The 18,669-nt window shown below is 58.4% G+C and carries 17 protein-coding genes, 1 tRNA gene and 1 pseudogene; 14 read left to right on the top strand and 5 right to left on the bottom strand.

Annotated features, from left to right (window positions below):
• The first annotated feature begins 47 nt into the window (after nt 1-47).
• Nucleotides 48-124, top strand: a tRNA-Met gene (locus FHP24_RS24845).
• A gap of 145 nt (nt 125-269) precedes the next feature.
• Here the strand turns inward: FHP24_RS24845 and FHP24_RS24840 are convergent.
• From FHP24_RS24840 to pqqB, 5 genes and pseudogenes are all read right to left on the bottom strand, one after another.
• Nucleotides 270-440, bottom strand: a pseudogene (locus FHP24_RS24840) (transposase domain-containing protein); the annotation flags it as partial.
• The gene (gene pqqE / locus FHP24_RS24835; RefSeq protein WP_394344670.1) at nt 416-1,603 is read right to left on the bottom strand and encodes a pyrroloquinoline quinone biosynthesis protein PqqE; all 1,188 of its coding nucleotides are present in this window, start codon (nt 1,601-1,603) and stop codon (nt 416-418) included. The gene pqqE and the pseudogene FHP24_RS24840, both read right to left, overlap by 25 nt.
• Nucleotides 1,573-1,872: a pyrroloquinoline quinone biosynthesis peptide chaperone PqqD gene (pqqD, locus tag FHP24_RS24830; RefSeq protein ID WP_246091924.1), complete on the bottom strand. Its 300-nt coding sequence runs from the start codon at nt 1,870-1,872 to the stop codon at nt 1,573-1,575. The genes pqqE and pqqD overlap by 31 nt, the downstream gene beginning before the upstream one ends.
• The gene (gene pqqC / locus FHP24_RS24825) at nt 1,869-2,624 is read right to left on the bottom strand and encodes a pyrroloquinoline-quinone synthase PqqC (protein WP_139678915.1); all 756 of its coding nucleotides are present in this window, start codon (nt 2,622-2,624) and stop codon (nt 1,869-1,871) included. Before pqqC ends, pqqD begins: the two co-directional genes overlap by 4 nt.
• Complete coding sequence (gene pqqB, locus FHP24_RS24820) at nt 2,621-3,559, bottom strand: pyrroloquinoline quinone biosynthesis protein PqqB (protein ID WP_139678914.1); 939 nt, start codon at nt 3,557-3,559, stop codon at nt 2,621-2,623. Before pqqB ends, pqqC begins: the two co-directional genes overlap by 4 nt.
• Nucleotides 3,560-4,070: 511 nt before the next feature.
• Here pqqB and FHP24_RS24810 point away from each other — a divergent pair.
• The 13 genes from FHP24_RS24810 (at nt 4,071) to FHP24_RS24750 (ending at nt 18,595) form a co-directional block, all read left to right on the top strand.
• Entirely contained in the window at nt 4,071-5,204 is a 1,134-nt protein-coding gene (locus tag FHP24_RS24810; RefSeq protein WP_342782356.1) for an ABC transporter substrate-binding protein, read from the top strand.
• Nucleotides 5,205-5,238: 34 nt separating this feature from the next.
• Nucleotides 5,239-6,228: a YVTN family beta-propeller repeat protein gene (locus FHP24_RS24805; protein WP_139678913.1), complete on the top strand. Its 990-nt coding sequence runs from the start codon at nt 5,239-5,241 to the stop codon at nt 6,226-6,228.
• A 28-nt stretch (nt 6,229-6,256) separates the two neighbouring features.
• Nucleotides 6,257-6,745: a hypothetical protein gene (locus FHP24_RS24800; protein WP_139678912.1), complete on the top strand. Its 489-nt coding sequence runs from the start codon at nt 6,257-6,259 to the stop codon at nt 6,743-6,745.
• Nucleotides 6,746-6,802: 57 nt separating this feature from the next.
• Entirely contained in the window at nt 6,803-7,672 is an 870-nt protein-coding gene (locus tag FHP24_RS24795; RefSeq protein WP_139678939.1) for an ATP-binding cassette domain-containing protein, read from the top strand.
• The gene (locus tag FHP24_RS24790) at nt 7,669-8,535 is read left to right on the top strand and encodes an ABC transporter permease (RefSeq protein WP_139678911.1); all 867 of its coding nucleotides are present in this window, start codon (nt 7,669-7,671) and stop codon (nt 8,533-8,535) included. The genes FHP24_RS24795 and FHP24_RS24790 overlap by 4 nt, the downstream gene beginning before the upstream one ends.
• 488 nt (nt 8,536-9,023) lie before the next feature.
• Nucleotides 9,024-10,946: a methanol/ethanol family PQQ-dependent dehydrogenase gene (locus tag FHP24_RS24785; RefSeq protein ID WP_139678938.1), complete on the top strand. Its 1,923-nt coding sequence runs from the start codon at nt 9,024-9,026 to the stop codon at nt 10,944-10,946.
• A gap of 244 nt (nt 10,947-11,190) precedes the next feature.
• The gene (locus FHP24_RS24780; RefSeq protein ID WP_246091922.1) at nt 11,191-11,655 is read left to right on the top strand and encodes a c-type cytochrome, methanol metabolism-related; all 465 of its coding nucleotides are present in this window, start codon (nt 11,191-11,193) and stop codon (nt 11,653-11,655) included.
• A gap of 67 nt (nt 11,656-11,722) precedes the next feature.
• Nucleotides 11,723-12,553 (top strand): substrate-binding domain-containing protein, encoded by an 831-nt coding sequence (locus FHP24_RS24775; protein ID WP_246091921.1) that lies wholly within the window; start codon nt 11,723-11,725, stop codon nt 12,551-12,553.
• Nucleotides 12,554-12,625: 72 nt separating this feature from the next.
• Nucleotides 12,626-13,753: an S-(hydroxymethyl)glutathione dehydrogenase/class III alcohol dehydrogenase gene (locus FHP24_RS24770; protein ID WP_139678908.1), complete on the top strand. Its 1,128-nt coding sequence runs from the start codon at nt 12,626-12,628 to the stop codon at nt 13,751-13,753.
• A gap of 84 nt (nt 13,754-13,837) precedes the next feature.
• Entirely contained in the window at nt 13,838-14,419 is a 582-nt protein-coding gene (gene gfa / locus FHP24_RS24765; RefSeq protein ID WP_139678907.1) for an S-(hydroxymethyl)glutathione synthase, read from the top strand.
• Nucleotides 14,420-14,989: 570 nt separating this feature from the next.
• Entirely contained in the window at nt 14,990-16,387 is a 1,398-nt protein-coding gene (locus FHP24_RS24760; protein ID WP_246091920.1) for a DUF3300 domain-containing protein, read from the top strand.
• A gap of 23 nt (nt 16,388-16,410) precedes the next feature.
• Nucleotides 16,411-17,373 carry a DUF2950 domain-containing protein gene (locus tag FHP24_RS24755; protein WP_139678906.1) on the top strand — a complete coding sequence of 321 codons (963 nt, stop codon included), beginning with the start codon at nt 16,411-16,413 and terminating at the stop codon, nt 17,371-17,373.
• A gap of 25 nt (nt 17,374-17,398) precedes the next feature.
• Complete coding sequence (locus FHP24_RS24750) at nt 17,399-18,595, top strand: hypothetical protein (RefSeq protein ID WP_139678905.1); 1,197 nt, start codon at nt 17,399-17,401, stop codon at nt 18,593-18,595.
• Nucleotides 18,596-18,669: the final 74 nt, after the last annotated feature.

The following is an 18,669-nucleotide window of genomic DNA, read 5'->3' as shown; positions in this document are numbered from 1 at the left end:
CACAGCAAAGCTGTGACGCAGTCGCGCAAACCAAAGTTTGCGCTTGGCGCGGGGTGGAGCAGCCCGGTAGCTCGTCAGGCTCATAACCTGAAGGCCGCAGGTTCAAATCCTGCCCCCGCAACCAAAACATTTTCCCCGAAATACCCGTCGATACCGAATACCGCCAACACCCAAAGACGTCTCTGCAAGCCACAAATGCTCCCCAAGCGGGCCTCTGGCGTTGATCGAAAGCGCGATCTTTGCGTAGGCATACGATGAAAGGCCGCTGATCAGGCCGCTCGGGCGTCTATGGTGGGCGGTGCCCACTTCCACGGAAGTAGTTGGTCCAGCCTGGTAATCTGCGTGTCAGCTATGCGGGCCAGAACATTGGAAAGCCAAGCCTGCGGATCGATGTCGTTGAGCTTTGCCGTCGTGATCAGTGTGGCCATGAAGGCGGCACGAGTTGCGGCACTGCTTCGGTGCTGTCTGGTGCCAGGTTCGTCATGCCGCTTCCTATTCGGCGATAGTGGAAGGCAGCTCCTCCGGATGTCGTTGCCTCCTCGATCAAGGCTGCCATGCGGGCGTGCAATGGAGATTTGATGCAGGCGGGATCGGTGGCTGCGGCGTTTCCTGCAATCGCCATTGCCTGACAACGGCAACCGCCCCAGTCTATTTCCTTGCGGTCGCAGCTACGGCAAGGCTCCGCCATCCAGTCCGTGCCGCGAAAGGCGTTAAATGCAGTGGAATCGTGCCAGATGTCAGCCAGGCTCTTTTCGCCGAAACGGTCGAAAACGAGACCGGGTATGGTGCCAGCCGCGTGACATGGAAGAACAGTGCCGTCCGGCGCAACCATGAAGGCGTCGCGTGCCCAGCCGCCCATGCAGGGTTTGGGGTAAACCGCAAAATAATCGGGTGTGACGAAATCGATAGCGAGAATGCCGTGAAGCCGTTCCTGCGCTTCCCGCACGACATTCACCTGGTGTTCCACGGCGGCACGGTCCGGCATCAGGGTATTACGGTTGAGAAGCGCCCAGCCGGCATATTGCACATTGGCGATCTCCAGCCTCTCGGCATCAAGTTCAAGCGCGAGGTCGATGAAAGCCGGTATCTCATCGATATTATGGCGGTGGATAGGGGCATTGATCGTCAAAGGCAGGCCAGATGCACGTACATTTTTGGCCGTCTCGATCTTCTTGAAATGCGCATCGCGATAGTTGCCGATCTTTTCGGTGGTGGCGGCGACAGCGCCTTGAAAACTGATCTGAACATGATCCAGCCCGGCCTTCGCTAGATCATCGATCCGTCCTTCGCGAATACCGACGCCGGCGGTGATCAGGTTTGTGTAGATGCCGCGATCGCTCAGTCGGTGGACGAGGGTTTCGAGATCCGGCCGCAGCGTTGGTTCGCCTCCCGACAGGTGGATCTGCAGCACGCCGAGATCGGCTGCCTGATCGAACAGGGACAGCCAGTCCTGCGTTGCCATTTCACGGTTTGCCTTCAGAAGTTCGAGCGGGTTCGAACAATAGGCGCATTGAAGCGGACATCGATGCGTCAATTCGGCCAGCATGCCGATCGGGGGAAGGACCGCTTCGCTCATAACATCACCAGTGACCGGTCGGACCAGTCTTGCAGAAAGGTTTCGACGTCTGCCGCTATCTCTTCGATGGGTGCGTCGTATTGCATCGACAGCTCCTCCAGAATCCGGGTCACCGAATGCGCGCCGTCACATAGGTTGAGAATATCGAGGCTCACCTCATCCGGCCAGAACACCTTTTCCGGCGATAGCAAAGCCCAGGCCTGCCGGACAGTGTCATATTGCAGCCGCACATGCGGCTTCAGCGTCGGCGTCGATCCGGAAGAAATAAGGATGCGCTGCCTTTGCGGTCTCATCATGGCTGTTTCGGATCGAAGGCGCCGGGTGGAATGTGACCGTGATCGCCGTAAGCCTGTTCCAGCGCGTCCAGCATGGCCCAGAGCAGGTCGCATTTGAAGACGAGGGCATTGATCACTGCTTGCTGTTGTTCCACTGTGTTCGCATGATGTCGAACATAGGCGAGCGCATAGTCGGCATCACGCGATGCCTGCACCGGCCTCGGCTTGAAATATTCGAGAATATCCTCGGTGACATAATCATACTTCGCCAGCATGGCAGGAACCCGCTCGCCGATGATGACCGGCGAAAAGAGCTCGGTCAGGGAAGATGCCACCGCCTCCAGAAGGCTTTTATCGGTACAGAAGGACAGATATGCGCCGACGGCGAAGCGGGTGGCGGGCAGTGCTCCCCGCTGACTGGCCACAAAATCCCGATCGAGCCCGAGGCCTGTCGCAAGTTTGAGCCAGCGGGCAATGCCGCCATTCCAGCCGTCACTGCCGTCGTGATCCTCGATCCGCTTTCGCCATTCGGCCCGAAACGCGGGATCTTCCGCATGCGAGAGGATCATCGCGTCCTTGCGGGGGATAACGGCCTGATAACAATAGCGGTTCAGCGCCCAGGCCTGCAACTGCCCCTTCGAAAGCTGGCCCGAGGTCATCTTGTGATGCAGCGGGTGGCGGTTGTGATAACGGGAAAGGCCGATTTCGCGCAGGATGCCCTCAAGTTCATCCGGCGTCAGTCCATTGCCTGCAGCATCAGCGGACTCGTTCACAGGCGGATCTCCATTCCGTCATATCCAATTTCCCAGCCGCCTTTGCGCACCGCCGTCGCTTCGGGCGAACGATCGTCCAGGATGGGATTGGTGTTGTTGATATGCACATAGATCCGCCGTCTGATCGCAAGATCGGCCAGAGCATGCATCGAGCCGTCATCGCCGGAAATATGCAGGTGGCCCATGCGTTGCCCGGTTTTTGAACCAACCCCGGAGGTCAGCATCTCGTTATCGGTATAAACTGTTCCATCGAAGAGAAGGCACGAGGCCTGATCCAGGCGCTGTCTGAGGTCGCCGTCGATACGGGCGCAGCCCGGAATGTAAAAGACAGCCGACACGGCATTTTCAGACGTGATCTTCAGGCCGATCGTATCGCCCTCTTCGGTCCCGAAACCCTGTTCGGCCTTGGCCTGATCTTCCAGGAAAAGGGCAATCTTGCCGGGCACCGCGAATGCTTCCACCGAAATGCCGGTTGGCCTGTTCTGCCAGTCCAGAATGGGAGAGATTTCATGCAACTTCAGTTCACGACGCTCGACCAAGGCCGGATCGACCACGTTGAAGATCGCATTCTGCGCCAGCACCGCAAGAACACGGGCAGTGGCATAGATGACGAACCGCTGCCGTTCCCGCAGGCTGAGCAGGCCGGCAATATGATCGACATCCGCATTCGTCAGCACCACGGCGGAGATCGGGGTGGAACGCGGTGGGGCGGTTTCGGCCGGCTGCAGTTCCGGTGTCGCGGCAATCTGCTGTCGGATATCCGGCGACGCATTGAACAATACCCAATGTGCGTCGTCGGCACTTGCGGCAAGACTCGACTGAGTTCTGGGGCGGATGGTTTCCGCACCTTTTCGGGCATCGCGGCTCAAATGAAAATTACAGTTCCACTGGGGGAAGCCGCCCCCAGCGGCGGACCCCACAACCTTCAGGTACATGAAACCCATCCCCTGACGAGATATCGTCACGGCTCAATATCATATCTGAAAGACGCCCCACCCGGGGTCCGGATGAGGCTGCTTTAACTGCTTATTTTTTCGACGGAAGTTGTGCGGGAAAGTAACGTGACATTTCCATTCCGACGGGGACGGTGCACATCGTCGGTTTCTTCCAGATCTTCTTCATAAGTTTCTCCTCCTCATAAAGGGCCTTTTCGGCCAAGATCATCATACGCGCAATCCTGCGATGTACAACGGTAGATGAATGCGAAGTTTGGAGGCAGCTTCACATTTACAGGTTGTAATCCGATGCGTCTGCGCTAAGCTGACCAAGGCACCGATAATCCATGGCAGATCCGAACAGTATCGGAGATGTGTGTTCTTTTGCGAGCATATGGGATGTGTGGTGGCTGTTTTCGTCTTTTTCCTCATTTCAGTTTTTCTTGCGGTTTTGCCTCTCGCAGAGGCTAGCGCACAAGCTTCATCCAAATCCGGAACAGCAGGTCTGGTGGTGCCTGAACCTGAGGTATCCGAAGTCAGGCTCGGCTACATTCGCGCCTATGCGCCGCAACTTGCGCTGTCGATTCTCGATGTACCACCGCGCGACGAAGGGGTGGCGGGGGCAAGCGTAGCCATATCCGACAACAACACGACCGGCCGTTTTCTGGGACAGAAATTCTCGCTGGACGTCGTTGAAGTAAAGCCGGATTCGGATGTGCTTGCCGTTTTTGATGTGATGGTGGGCAAGGGGATTTCGACAATTCTTGCCGATCTTTCTGCAGTTCAGCTTTTGGCGCTGGCGGATACAGCCCAAGCCGAAGGAATAATCGTCTTCAATGTTGGCGCGACGGACGACCGGTTGCGGGAAGAGGATTGCCGCGCAAACGTCTTTCATACGGCACCGACGCGCAGCATGCTGGCAGACGGGCTGGCGCAATATCTGATCTGGAAACAATGGCGGCGCTGGGCGCTGGTTTATGGTTCGCATGAGCGCGACCGGCTGTTTGCCGACGCTCTGCGCCGGGCGGCGGAGCGGTTCGGCGCGGAGATTGTCGCGGAAAAGGAATTTACCGATACCGGTACGGCGCGGCGCACGGATAGCGGTGTGGTGCAGATCCAGCGGCAGATGCCGGTCTTTACCCAAGGACTGGCCGAGCATGATGTTCTGCTGGTCGCCGATGAAAGTGAGGTTTTCGGCACCTATGTGCCATTTCGCACCTGGCAACCACGGCCGGTGGCCGGCACGGCGGGGCTGATGCCTTCCGCCTGGCATCCGGCCAGCGAACAATGGGGCGGCACCCAGATCCAGAATCGTTTCCTCAAGGCCACAGGACGGCGGATGCTATCGAAGGATATGTCTGCCTGGACGGCAGCACGCATCATCGGCGAGGCGGCAACGCGTACGCGGAGTGCCGACCCTGCTGAAATCGCCGCGTTCATTCGCTCCGACGACTTTTCCATTGCCGCCTTCAAGGGGCAGAAGCTGACGTTTCGGCGATGGAATTGGCAGTTGAGACAGCCAATCTTTATCGGCGATGGACGATCGGTGGTGTCGACCTCACCGCAGGAGGGATTTCTGCATCAGTTCTCCGAGCTCGACACATTGGGCATCGACAGGCCGGAGACGAAGTGCGTGCTGAAATAGGGTGAGAGATAAGAGCGCCTTGGGAGGGGCCAACATGCAGAAAAGACCGACTTCTGTCGCCATCATGTTCGCCACGATGCTTTTCGGCGGGCTTCTGGGCACGCAGCCGGCCGAAGCCTTCATGGCCTATGTGTCGAACGAGAAGGACAACACGGTGACCGTTGTCGATACGGCAACAGGCGCCGTGGTGAAGACCCTTCCCGTCGGGCAGCGGCCGCGCGGCATCACCATCTCGCATGACGGAAGGTTCATCTATCTCTGCGCCAGCGACGACGACACGATCGAGGTGATCGATACGGAGACGCTCCAGATCGTCGACACGCTTCCCTCCGGGCCGGATCCGGAACTTTTCGTGCTCTCGCCGGATGGCAAGACGCTTTATGTCGCCAACGAGGATGACAATCTGGTCACCGTCATCGACATCGAAAGCCGCGATGTGCTGGCGGAAATCCCCGTCGGCGTGGAGCCGGAGGGCATGGGCATCAGCCCCGACGGCAAGACCATGGTCAACACGTCGGAGACGACGAACATGGCGCATTTCATCGATACCGACAGCCATGAGATCACCCATAACGTGCTGGTGGATGCGCGGCCGCGATTTGCCGAATTCAAGCCGGACGGATCGGAAGTGTGGGTGAGTGCGGAGATCGGCGGTACGGTCTCGGTCATCGACAATGCCAGCCGGGAAGTGAAGCAGAAGATCACTTTCGAGATCGCCGGCCTGCGCTCCGAGGCGATCCAGCCGGTCGGCGTGCGCATCACCGCCGATGGCAAAAAAGCCTATGTGGCGCTGGGACCGGCCAACCGCGTCGCGGTGGTCGATACGGCCACCTACAAGGTGGAGAAATATGTGCTGGTCGGTCAGCGGGTGTGGCAGCTCGCTTTCACGCCGGACCAGAAGACGATCATCAGCACCAATGGCGTTTCCAACGACATTACTTTCATCGACGTGGCGAGCGACGAACCGGTGCAATCGGTGACGGTCGGAGCGATGCCCTGGGGAGTGGTAGTTTCGCCGAAATAGGAAACCGGGATAACGGGAGGAGGAAAGTATGCTGGATTATCGGACAGTGGGGTTGGTCGCATTGGCGGCTGTGTTTCTGTCTGCGGGCATCGGCTTTGCGCAGGACAAGGATGATGATGACGATGACAAGCCGGCAGCCAAAACTGCTGTTTCGGCTGAAAAGGTAACGCGGGCGAGCAAGGATGTGCCGGAACTGATCCTCGGCTCGGCAAAGGACAGTTTTGTCGTAAACCGCAAGGATTTCGAGCTGGTGGCAGGGCAGGGCTATCGCTGGAAGATCACTTCTGCGGCGGGCCTTGAGTACAAATTCGTCACCGACCTGTTTCGCAATGTCTGGATGAACCAGATCGTCATCAACGATCTAGAAGTCCATATGAACGGCGCGCCGGCCTGGCTCGAGTTCGACAGCGAAGGCACGATGCAGGTGCAATTCACCGCTGTTCGTCCCGGCAGTTACACATGGTCAGTGCCGGATCTCGCCGACAAGGGAATGAAGGGGACGATTACCATCAAATAGGAAAATAAGTTTGTGTGGCGTCTGGCCGGCGCAGCAGTGAGCGTGGGAGGAAACATGATGCACGGTATCGAAGACGAGGGCGGCCCAGCACAAGCCATGGCGCTGGAGGTCGCCATGGTCAGTCATTCCTATGGGCAAAAGAAAGCGCTCGATGCCGTCTCCTTCTCCCTTCCCGCAGGCAGTTTCACCGTTCTGCTGGGTCTGAATGGTGCCGGCAAGACAACGTTGTTTTCGCTGGTCAGCCACCTTTACGACACCCGTCACGGATCGATCCGCGTATTTGGCCGGGATATCAGGCGCGAACCGGGCGAAGCCTTACGTCGGCTCGGCATCGTCTTTCAGGCGCGCACGCTCGATCTCGACCTCTCAGTCGGCCAGAACCTCGCCTATCACGCGGCGCTGCATGGCATCGGCAGGCGGGATGCAATGGTGCGGATCAAGGACCTCCTGGCGCAAGTCGATATGGCTGACCGGCTGCATGACAAGGCCCGCGATCTTTCCGGCGGGCAGATGCGGCGTGTGGAAATCGTGCGTGCGCTGTTGCACCGGCCATCTTTGCTCCTGCTCGACGAGGCGACGGTCGGGCTTGATATCCGATCGCGCTCCGACATCCTGGCCGCGATCCGGGTGCTGGTGAAGCAGACCGGTCTGAGCGTATTTTGGGCAACGCATCTGATCGACGAGGTGGATCAGGCCGACGATGTGGTGATCCTCGACAAGGGACGCGTGCTGGTGGCGGGCGCGGTTGCGGATATGGTGCGTCAGTCGGGGGCGAGAGATATCGGTGGGGCTTTCACAGGTTTGACGAGCGGAGCTTTGCATTCCGGATTGAGTGTGGTTACCGCCGCCGCGATTGAGGGGAGCGGCGACCTTGCCGCGCGCTGCGAGGTCGATGCGACTGCTCCGTTGGTCGGAGCGGCGCGATGAGCATTCCGGCCCAAACCGGTACCATCTCCGGTGGCCCATCACGTGGCTTCGGCGTTGCTCAATACGGTGCGTGCCTCACCGGCATCATGCTTCGCGAGGGCCTGCGTTTCCTCAATCAGCGCGAACGTTTCATCTCCTCGCTGGTCCGGCCGCTTTTGTGGTTGTTCGTTTTTGCAGCCGGTTTTCGCCAGGTTCTGGGTGTATCGATCATCCCGCCCTACAAGACCTATGTTCTTTATGAGGTCTATATCACGCCGGGTCTCTGCGGCATGATCCTGTTGTTTTCCGGCATGCAGTCGTCGCTCTCCATGGTCTATGACCGCGAGATGGGGAACATGCGCACCCTGCTCGTCAGCCCGTTTCCGCGCTGGTTTCTGCTGGTCTCGAAACTTCTGGCCGGTGTCGCCGTCTCGGTTTTGCAGGTCTATGTGTTTCTTGCCATCGCCTGGTTCTGGAGCGTCAAGCCGCCGTTGATCGGTTACCTGCTGGTTCTGCCGGCATTGGTTCTGGCCGGTATGATGCTGTGTGCGCTCGGCATGCTGCTGTCCTCGATGATCCGCCAGCTGGAAAACTTTGCGGGCATCATGAATTTCGTGATCTTTCCGATGTATTTTGCATCGTCCGCGCTCTACCCGCTCTGGCGAATTCAGGAATCCAGTCCACCTCTCTTCCGTATCTGCCAAGCAAACCCTTTCACCTATGCCGTTGAGCTGATCCGCTTTGCGCTTTACGGCCGGATCGACTGGACATCGCTCGCGGTCGTCTGCGGTTTCACGGTGCTTTTTCTCGGCGGCGCCATCCTCGCCTATGATCCTGCCAAAGGGCTGTTGAGCCGCAAAAGGGATACGGGAGGAAATGGCTGATGCTGCCGATCATGCGTGTTCTGATCGCTGTGACCTTGGTGGGGTATGCAGCATTGTCGTCGCCGGCGTTCTCCGCTCAAGGAGACGATCCGGACTGGCCCTGCATCCAGCGCAAGGTGCCCGAGCTGTCAATCGGCCAGATTTGGACCGGGCCGGAGCTGCCGCCACAGGCCGCAGACTGGTCGAAAGATAAGGCGGTGTCGGAACTGGTGGATGATCTCGCTGCGCGACGCCTTCCGCTGCCGGAAGCGCAAGAGAAGATCAAAGCCTATCGCGACACGTTACCGACAGACGAATGGCCACAACATATTGCCATGCTGATACAGGGCCTGTTCGACAAGATGAATGGCGAGCGCAGTCATGTCATCTCCGGCATCGCCCGTTATGCGCAACGCCAGCGTGATCTGGCGGCCAGCCTTCGTCGGGAAGGCTCTGCGCTTGATGTCATGCGGGCAAAGCCGGATGTGGAAGCATCGGGAGGATTTCACATGCGGATACCTGTCAATTCCAACATTGCACGAAATCTATTTCTGCCATTGGCGACCGCGGGCGTTCTGGCCACGGGGTTTGCCGGAGCGGCTTGCGCCAACGACGACCTGACCAAGCTTGCCAAAGACCCGAAGAACTGGGCAATGCCGACCGGCAATTATGCCAACCATCGCTATTCGGAACTCAAGGAGATCACCGCAGGCAACGTCAAGAACCTGCAGGTGAAATGGACCTTTTCTACCGGGGTCCTCAGAGGCCATGAAGGCGGGCCGCTGGTCATCGGCGACGTGATGTATATCCACACGCCGTTCCCGAATATCGTTTATGCGCTCGACCTGAAGAACGACGGCAAGATTCTCTGGAAATACGAACCCAAGCAGGACCCAAACGTCATCGGCATCATGTGCTGCGACACCGTCAATCGCGGGGTAGCCTATGGTGACGGCAAGATCATCCTGAACCAGGCCGATACGACGGTGGTGGCGCTCGATGCCAAGACCGGCAAGGTCGTGTGGTCGGTGAAGAATGGCGATCAGATCGACGGCGGCAAGGGCGAATCCGGCACGGCCGCGCCGCTGGTCGTCAAGGACAAGGTGCTGATCGGCATTTCGGGTGCTGAATTCGGCGTTCGCGGCTGGACTGCGGCCTATAACCTGAAGGACGGCTCGCTCGCGTGGAAAGCCTATTCGACCGGGCCTGATGCCGAGACGCTGATCGACCCGGAAAAGACGACCCATCTGGGCAAACCGGTGGGCAAGGATTCCGGCATCAGCACCTGGGAAGGCGAGCAGTGGAAGACCGGCGGCGGCACGACCTGGGGCTGGTTCTCTTATGATGCGAAGTCCAACCTCATCTATTACGGCACCGGCAATCCCTCGACCTGGAACCCGGTTCAAAGGCCTGGCGACAATCGCTGGTCGATGACGCTGATGGCGCGCGATGCCGATACCGGCAAAGCCAAATGGCTCTACCAGATGACCCCGCATGACGAGTGGGACTATGACGGCGTCAACGAGAACATTCTCGTCGACGGCATGGAGGTTAACGGCAAGAAACACGACGTTCTGGTGCATCTCGACCGAAACGGCTTCGGCTATACGCTGGACCGGGTGAGCGGCGAGTTGCTGGTGGCCAAGAAATACGATCCGAAGGTCAACTGGGCGACGGAAGTCGTGATGGATCCGAAGAGCGAGCAATATGGGCGGCCACAGGTGGTCGCGAAATATTCGACGCAGCAGAATGGCGAGGACGTCAACTCCACCGGCATCTGCCCTGCCGCGCTCGGCTCAAAGGATCAGCAGCCGGCGACCTATTCACCGAAAACGGGCCTTTTCTACGTGCCGACCAACCATGTCTGCATGGATTACGAGCCTTACAAGGTGAGCTATACGGCCGGCCAGCCTTATGTCGGAGCGACCGTATCAATGTATCCGGCGCCGGAAAGCCATGGCGGCATGGGCAATTTCATCGCTTGGGATGCCGCCAAGGGGGAGATCGTCTGGTCGATACCGGAACAGTTCTCCGTCTGGTCGGGAGCACTTGCCACGGCTGGTGACGTGGTCTTCTACGGGACGCTGGAAGGCTATATCAAGGCTGTCGATCTGAAGGGCAAGGAGCTTTACAAGTTCAAGACGCCTTCCGGTATTATCGGCAATATCAACACGTTCGAGCATGACGGAAAACAGTATATCGCCGTGCTCTCGGGTGTTGGCGGCTGGGCCGGCATCGGTCTTGCCGGTGGCCTGCTCTCCCCCGAAAATGCTGCGGCGTGGCATGGCGCGGTGGACCAGGGACGCGGCGGTCAGGATGAAACCGCCGTCGTCGGAACGGCAGGCCTCGGTGCTGTCGGTGGATATGCGGCGCTTGCCGACTACACCACGCTCGGCGGCCAGCTGACGGTGTTCGGCCTCCCGGACAACTGACCACGGAATCCTCCGTCGACGGGTCGCGCTCGTGTGGCGCGGCCCTAAAGGCATCGAATGATCGTCCGAAACGACTGTGCGGGCGGGCTTCTTCATTTGGCTGGGAGCTTTGAGGCGGGGCTTTTTCATCGCTCCCGAAATGTTTCACATGTGAGGTTCATCAATGGCTTTTCGCAATGCAGCTCTCGCATTTGGCATCGTGGCAATTTCATTTCTGACATCCTGCCCATTTCCAACATCCGGAATGGCCTTAGCCGACGATGACAAGGAGAAGGCAGCGGCGGTGACTGAGGAGGATGGCAAGTTTCTCGACAAGGACGGAAATCCAACCTTCAAGATTCAGGCAGACGGTACAGTCGACTGGTATACGTTCAGCGGTTACCGGCGATATCATTCCGACTGTCATGTCTGTCATGGGCCAGATGGCGTCGGGTCCAGTTATGCGCCGGCCTTGGCAGATAGTCTCAAGCGGATGGACTATGCGAGTTTCCTGTCGATCGTGGCGGAAGGGCGCAAAAATGTCGGTGGCGGCAAGGAAAACGTGATGCCGGCTTTTGGCGATAACAAGAATGTCTATTGTTATCTCGACGACATCTACGTCTATCTGCGTGCGCGTGCGGTCGGTGCAGCCCCTCGCGGCCGTCCGCCGAAAAAGGCCGATAAACCACAAGGGGCGAAAGACTACGAAACCTCCTGCATGGGAGGCTGAGATGAAGCATGGTGTTTTACTCGGCATCTTTCCGATAGTGCGGAATCCCGCTCACGGCGGATGGATGATGGCGATTTTCGCAGCGGTGATGAGCGTCATGACACATCAGGCTCATGCGCAGGGGGCTGGTCTTGGCGCGGCGGGAGAACTTGTAGATCCGGACGTCCTGCGCGTCTGCGCCGATCCGTCCAACATGCCTTTTTCCGATCAAAGCGGTGAGGGTTTCGAGGACAAGCTGGCACGGATTGTTGCAGAGGCGACGGGGCGTAAATCGGTCGCCTATACGTGGTTTCCCTCGATCAATGGTTTCGTGCGCAACACGCTCGGTTCCAATCGCTGCGACATCATCATGGGATATGCGCAGGGAGATGAGTTGGTGCAGAACACCAATGCCTATTACCGCTCGTCCTATGTGCTGGTCTATCGGAAGGGCGGAGATCTATCCGGTGTCGAAACGCTTGCCGACCCGAAGCTTAAAGACAAGCGCATCGGGGTTGTCGAGGGCACGCCGCCGACCGCCAACATGGCCAAGGCGAAGCTGATGGGCAAGGCGAAGGTCTATCCGCTGATGGTCGATACGCGCGCCATGCCATCCATGGCAGAGCTGGCGATGCGTGACATGCAGTCTGGGGCAATCGACGCCGCAGTCCTCTGGGGGCCGATGGCCGGTTATTATGCCTCTCGATCCGGTGCCGAGATGACGCTCGTGCCGCTTATCCATGAAAAGGGCGGCCAGCGCATGATCTACCGGATTACCATGGGAGTTCGCCCCTCCGACCAAAGCTGGAAGCGCACACTCAATACGTTCATCAAGGAAAACCAGGCGAAAATCGACAAGCTGTTGCTGGATTATGGCGTGCCGCTGCTCGACGAACGGGATCAGAGAATTACCCAGTGAAGATAAGGGCAGGCTTGCGGCCGCAAAAGAGCCGGCCTGTCTCAAGGGATATTCAAAGGGGAGTGAGGGAAGATGGATGTCCGCGCCGCTGTAGCCGTTCAGGCAGGAAAACCGCTGGAAGTGATGACGGTCCAGCTCGACGGCCCGCGTGCCGGCGAGGTGCTGATCGAGGTCAAGGCCACCGGCATCTGCCATACCGACGACTTCACGCTCTCGGGCGCCGATCCGGAAGGCCTGTTCCCGGCCATTCTCGGCCATGAGGGTGCGGGCATCGTCGTCGATGTCGGCCCCGGCGTCACCTCGGTGAAGAAGGGCGATCACGTCATTCCACTCTACACGCCGGAATGCCGCGAGTGCTATTCCTGCACCAGCCGCAAGACCAATCTCTGCACCTCGATCCGCGCGACCCAGGGCCAGGGCGTCATGCCCGACGGCACGTCGCGCTTCTCGATCGGCAAGGACAAGATCCACCACTATATGGGCTGCTCGACCTTCGCCAATTACACGGTCCTGCCGGAGATCGCGGTGGCCAAGGTCAACCCGGACGCCCCGTTCGACAAGATCTGCTACATCGGCTGCGGCGTGACGACCGGCATCGGCGCGGTGATCAACACCGCCAAGGTAGAGATCGGTTCCACCGCGATCGTCTTCGGCCTCGGCGGCATCGGCCTCAACGTGCTGCAGGGCCTACGGCTTGCCGGTGCCGACATGATCATCGGCGTCGACATCAACAATGACCGCAAGGAATGGGGCGAAAAGTTCGGCATGACCCACTTCGTCAATCCGAAGGAAGTCGGCGACGACATCGTTCCCTATCTGGTCAACATGACCAAGCGCCATGGCGACCTGATCGGTGGTGCCGATTACACGTTCGACTGCACCGGCAACACCAAGGTCATGCGGCAGGCGCTGGAATCGTCGCATCGCGGCTGGGGCAAGTCGGTGATCATCGGCGTTGCCGGCGCCGGTCAGGAAATCTCGACGCGTCCGTTCCAGCTGGTGACGGGCCGCAACTGGATGGGCACGGCCTTCGGCGGCGCCCGCGGGCGTACCGACGTGCCGAAAATCGTCGATTGGTACATGGACGGCAAGATCCAGATCGACCCGATGATCACCCACACCATGCCGCTCGACGACATCAACAAGGGCTTCGAGCTGATGCATTCGGGCGAAAGCATTCGCGGCGTGGTGGTCTATTGACCACCTTCTGCCGGAACAGACGAGGAGATGTAGGCAGACGATTGCGATAGGTAAGGAACGTTCAAACAGAGGAGGAGACTTGCAATGGACAGTGCAGTTCAAGTTCGCATTCATCCTGCGGTGGATGGTGGCGTAAAGCCCGCTGGCGCCGGCTTTTCCGGCGGCACATTGGTGTGTGAATGCACCGATAGGCCGGTGAAGGTAAAGATCGAAGGGCAGGTGGCACATAATCACGCCTGTGGTTGCACCAAATGCTGGAAGCCGAAAGGCGCAGACTTCTCGGTCGTTGCCGTTGTACCTCACGACAAGGTGACGGTGCTTGAAAACGGCGACAAGCTCGCCGTGGTTGATCCGAGCGCGCTCATCCAGAGGCATGCCTGCAAACAATGCGGCGTGCATATGTATGGGCCGGTCGAACGAGATCACGCCTTCAAGGGGCTGGATTTCATCCATCCCGAGCGTTTTCAAGAGAGCGGTTGGGCGCCTCCGGGGTTCGCTGCTTTCGTATCGTCGATCATTGAATCCGGAGTCAATCCGGAGCGTATGGACGGTATCAGGGCCCGGCTCAAGGAGCTGGGGCTAGAACCCTATGACTGCCTTTCGCCCGGCCTTATGGATTATGTCGCGACATGGGTGGCGAAGAAATCCGGAGCGCTCCCCGCCTGACACTCGCTTGCGGGATGTCGCTCCCTTGCGCCATACGGCACGGGTTTGCCGTATGGCGCAAGGGTGGCATGCGAGCGGAAGGAATGGTTGAATATTCGGGGCTACAGAGGTCCTCCTGCCGGTCGCGATCTGGCGACGGTAGGGGGAGGACCCCTTGTGGAGCGCACCGACCTCGGTGAGGCTCGCTATGTTTTCATCTAGGCGGGTATGTGGCCGAGATCGAAATCGGAGATCGCTGGATCGATACCTTCGCGTCCGCTAATCCGGAACGCATCGCGATAAATCTCCAATCGATGCGAGAGCTTTCTCGCGCCGGCCGACAAGACCGGCGCGTTACCGGGAATATACGCCTGCGTGTTTCTTGCTTTACAGCGTTGCATCATCCCCTTCCCGAACACAGCCGCAATTGGCCCTTGGTCCAACTATACTTGGTGCGACCGCGGAACGAATATGCCGGCCAATAATGGGCTGCGTCTTCATGCCGAGAGGCTCCGGTCCCAATCTATCAGTCTGTGATCACGGTCGCGGAGAGCGGCGCGCAGACCAGTTCGGCCGGCGGGGGAATTCACTATGCCTCGTATTGGGGAGATGGGCTTTGCTACCGCGCTTGCGATCATTATTGCAGTTGGCGGATTTCCGCTTTCGTTTGCCGCAACCAGCATCGCACGAGCGCAGGATAACACGGGAGCAGAAACGACAGCGGCGGACGATACTCCCGAGCCTCTCACTGACGATGAACTCGAAGTTCTCGTTGCCCGCATTGCGCTCTACCCGGATGATCTGGTCGCCGTAGTCACCTCCGCGTCGCTCTATCCGTTGCAGATAGTCGAAGCCCAGCGCTATCTCGATGATGCCAGGAAGGACACGAAGCTCAAACCGAAAGACACATGGGATGGCAGCGTGATCTCGCTGTTGAACTATCCCGATATCGTCAAGATGATGAGCGACGATCTCGATTGGACGCAATCGCTCGGTGAGGCCTTGGGCAACCAGCAGAAGGATGTCCTGATCGCGATACAGCAGTTGCGAGACAAGGCGGTTGCTGAAGGCATTATCAAGACCGATGACAAGATCAGGGTCATTCAGGAAAACGACAATGTCGTAATCCAGTCAGCCAGTGCGGAAAAGGTTTACGTTCCGAGATACGCTCCCGAGATGCTCTATGAAGCTGGCTACGTACCGCAGCCCATCAGCTATTATCCCGATTATTATCCGAATTATACATATCCGACTGCACCGTTCTTCGCCGCAGCCGTAACTGGTGCCATCTGGGCCGCCGCCGTTGATTGGGACGATTGGGGTGTATGGGGTGGTCGCTGGCGCGGCGACGTCGATATTGATTGTGACCATTGCCTCAACAACATCAACGGCAGGATTAATCTCAATGACGTCGACTGGAAGAATGTTGACCGCGGCAAGATCAAATTCGACCACGACCAGTTCAACAAGATCGACAGCACGTCGATCAGAAACAGCATCAAGGCTAACGGCGGCAACGACATCAGGGCCAAGGCGACAGCGATCGGAAGCAACCGCAACACGGCAATCCGCAATAAGGCGGGGAACGTCAGCGTCAGGGACGTTCGCAACAGCAAGATCGATGCCGATCGATTGACGCGTGACAAGATCGGCGACAGACCCTCGCAACGGGTGCAGAACAGGATGCCGTCTGCACGCCCGGACAGGCCTTCAGGCAATCTTGCGGCCAAGGCAAATTTCGAGCGGCCTGCGGGAAAGCCAAGGCCCGCTGCGCGGCTGGATAATAGGCCGAAGAAGCCTTCAGCACTCGGTCATGTCGACAATGGCCGACGTGCGCATTTGCAATCGGAGCGCGGTCGGCTGGCCATGGGCGGGGGGAGCAGGCCCAGTCTAGGACGCGGAAACCATGGGGGTGGTCGCGCCATCGTTCGCGGCGGTGGTGGCGGTCATCGCACCGTTCCCCATCGCGGCGGCGGTCGTCGTCGTTAACTCTCGAGCATAGGAAGACAGTCATGATCAGGACAGTCACAGCCACGATGCTAAGCTCGGTCGTTACCGTGTCGCTCTTCGGGATCGCCGTTTTTCCGATCGCTGTTGGCGCTGTCGAACCGTCAGAAGGGACAACCATCGCCGGATTCGCTTCGCAAACGGAACCTCTCGTCTTCGACACGCCTGAAGCTGCCGTCGATGCATTCAAGGCCGCACTTAGCGCGGACGACTTCGACAGGCTCGCCAACCTGCTCGGCCTCGATCCAAAGAAAGCAAGGTCGGGCGAGGGCGTGATGGACACATATGCCGAGATACGCGAGGGCGCAGGAAAACAACTTACTGTGCGCGAGGCAGATGGCCGTCGAATCCTGGAGATTGGCGAGAAGCTCTGGCCGTTACCTTTTCCGATCGTCAAGGGCGAAGACGGAAAATGGTCTTTCGACACGTATGCCGGTTTCGAGGAAATCATCAATCGCCGCGTCGGGGAAAACGAACTCCAGGCGATTGCGACCATGCGCGCCTATGTCGATGCACAGAAGGAATACGAGGCCGAGGACCATGATGGCGACGGGGTTCTAGAATACGCCCAGAAGCTGATGAGCAGCGACGGTCAGACCGATGGTCTGTATTGGTCGCCGGATATTGGTGCCGGACCCAGTCCGGCAGGCGCCGCCCTTGAAAGCGCAGACGTTCTCAGCAAGGCCAAAAGCGGGGCCGGATATTTTGGCTACCGCTATCGTATTCTGACCGGCCAAGGGCCGAACATCGCCGGTGGCAAGTTTGACTACGTCATCAATGGCAACATGATCGCCGGTTTCGGGCTGACCGCGTGGCCAGTCCGTTATGGGGAGACAGGTGTGCACACTTTCCTGGTGAATGCCAACGGCACCGTTTATCAGGCCGATCTCGGCAAGAATACCGATACCATCGCCCCTAGTATCAAGATCTTTAATCCGGATGACAATTGGGACGTGACTGACGACTGAAACAAGGATCTGAAAGGAGAGTGGCATGAATGATATGCCTGCATGCGCTCCACAGACCACACAGCAGTTTCTCGTGTCCCACGGCGGACCGTTCTATGAGTTGCAACGCAGGTTGAGGCTTCTGCACGAGCATGCCCTGATGTCGGGTCGACGCGCTGTCGTGTTCATCGGATTGGCCTGGGGTATTCCGCTTCTCCTCGGGCTCCCACAAAGCCTTTCATTCGATGTGTCGAGCGGCCTGACATATGTTGCGGACGTCACCGTCTGGGCGCGATTCGTGATTGGCATTGGAGCTCTGGTCTTCGCGGAGCAGCAAGTCGAAAAAAGCTTGCAGGAGAAACTTCAGCAGGCGGTTTCTGCATCCATCATTGCACCATCGTCATTGACTGAGGCCGCATATGCGGTCAACCAGGCATTGGTGCGGCGAAACTCGCGTATCGCTGAAGTCCTCTGCGTGCTGATTGCCGCTGTCGCTGCCTGCGTCGTGCTCAGGCATCATTATATGGTAGACGCGTCATCGTGGGCAGTTGTTGCGTCTCCAATGGGTAACTCCGTGACACCTGCCGGTTGGTGGTCGATAATCGTCAGCATACCTTTGTTCTGGTTTTTGACCGCCCGTGGTTTGTGGCGTCATCTCGTCTGGTCGCTGTTGCTGCGGCGACTTGCTAGACTGGATTTGTGTCTCGTCTCTACGCATCCGGACGGCAAGGGAGGCATAGCTTTTCTGGCGGACTATCCGAACGCCTACACGACCTGCGTGTTTGGCGTGAGCTGCGCGGTTGCAGCCACCATCGCGCAGAACTTGCTGCACGAAACGGCGACCATCACCAATATCACGATCCTCATGGCCGCCTGGTTAGTCATCATCCTCGCATTGTTCGCCTTCCCTCTCTCGGCATTTACCCGTCCGCTCTCCCACCTGAAGAGGGTGTCGATGGCAAGGCTGGGAGCGCAGGCGACTCAATATCATCGAATGGTCGAACGAAAACTGATCGGCAGCAACGTCGCTGTCGCGGCTACGTCTGAAGACCGGCGGGATCAGGAGGTCGCTGATCCTACCAAGCAGTTCGAACTGACACGCAAGCTATCGATCGTGCTTTTGAGCCGTTCTACACTTCTTCCGGTCTCTGCGGCTGCGTTAGTGCCGTTCGCGATCGTCGCATCGACGAAGGTGCCAATCAAAGAGGTCTTGTCGCTGGTGAAGAAACTGCTGCTTCTCTAGTTGCCGAAACGGAGGTTATGAATACGCGACACGTTCTAAGCAGCTTAATACTGAGCGTCAGTTTGCAATTCAAT

Source organism: Aliirhizobium smilacinae, from assembly GCF_006335145.1.
GTDB classification, from domain to species: domain Bacteria; phylum Pseudomonadota; class Alphaproteobacteria; order Rhizobiales; family Rhizobiaceae; genus Neorhizobium; species Neorhizobium smilacinae.
Note: the sequence above shows the minus strand (reverse complement) of the source record. Positions and strands in the feature narration are given on the sequence as shown.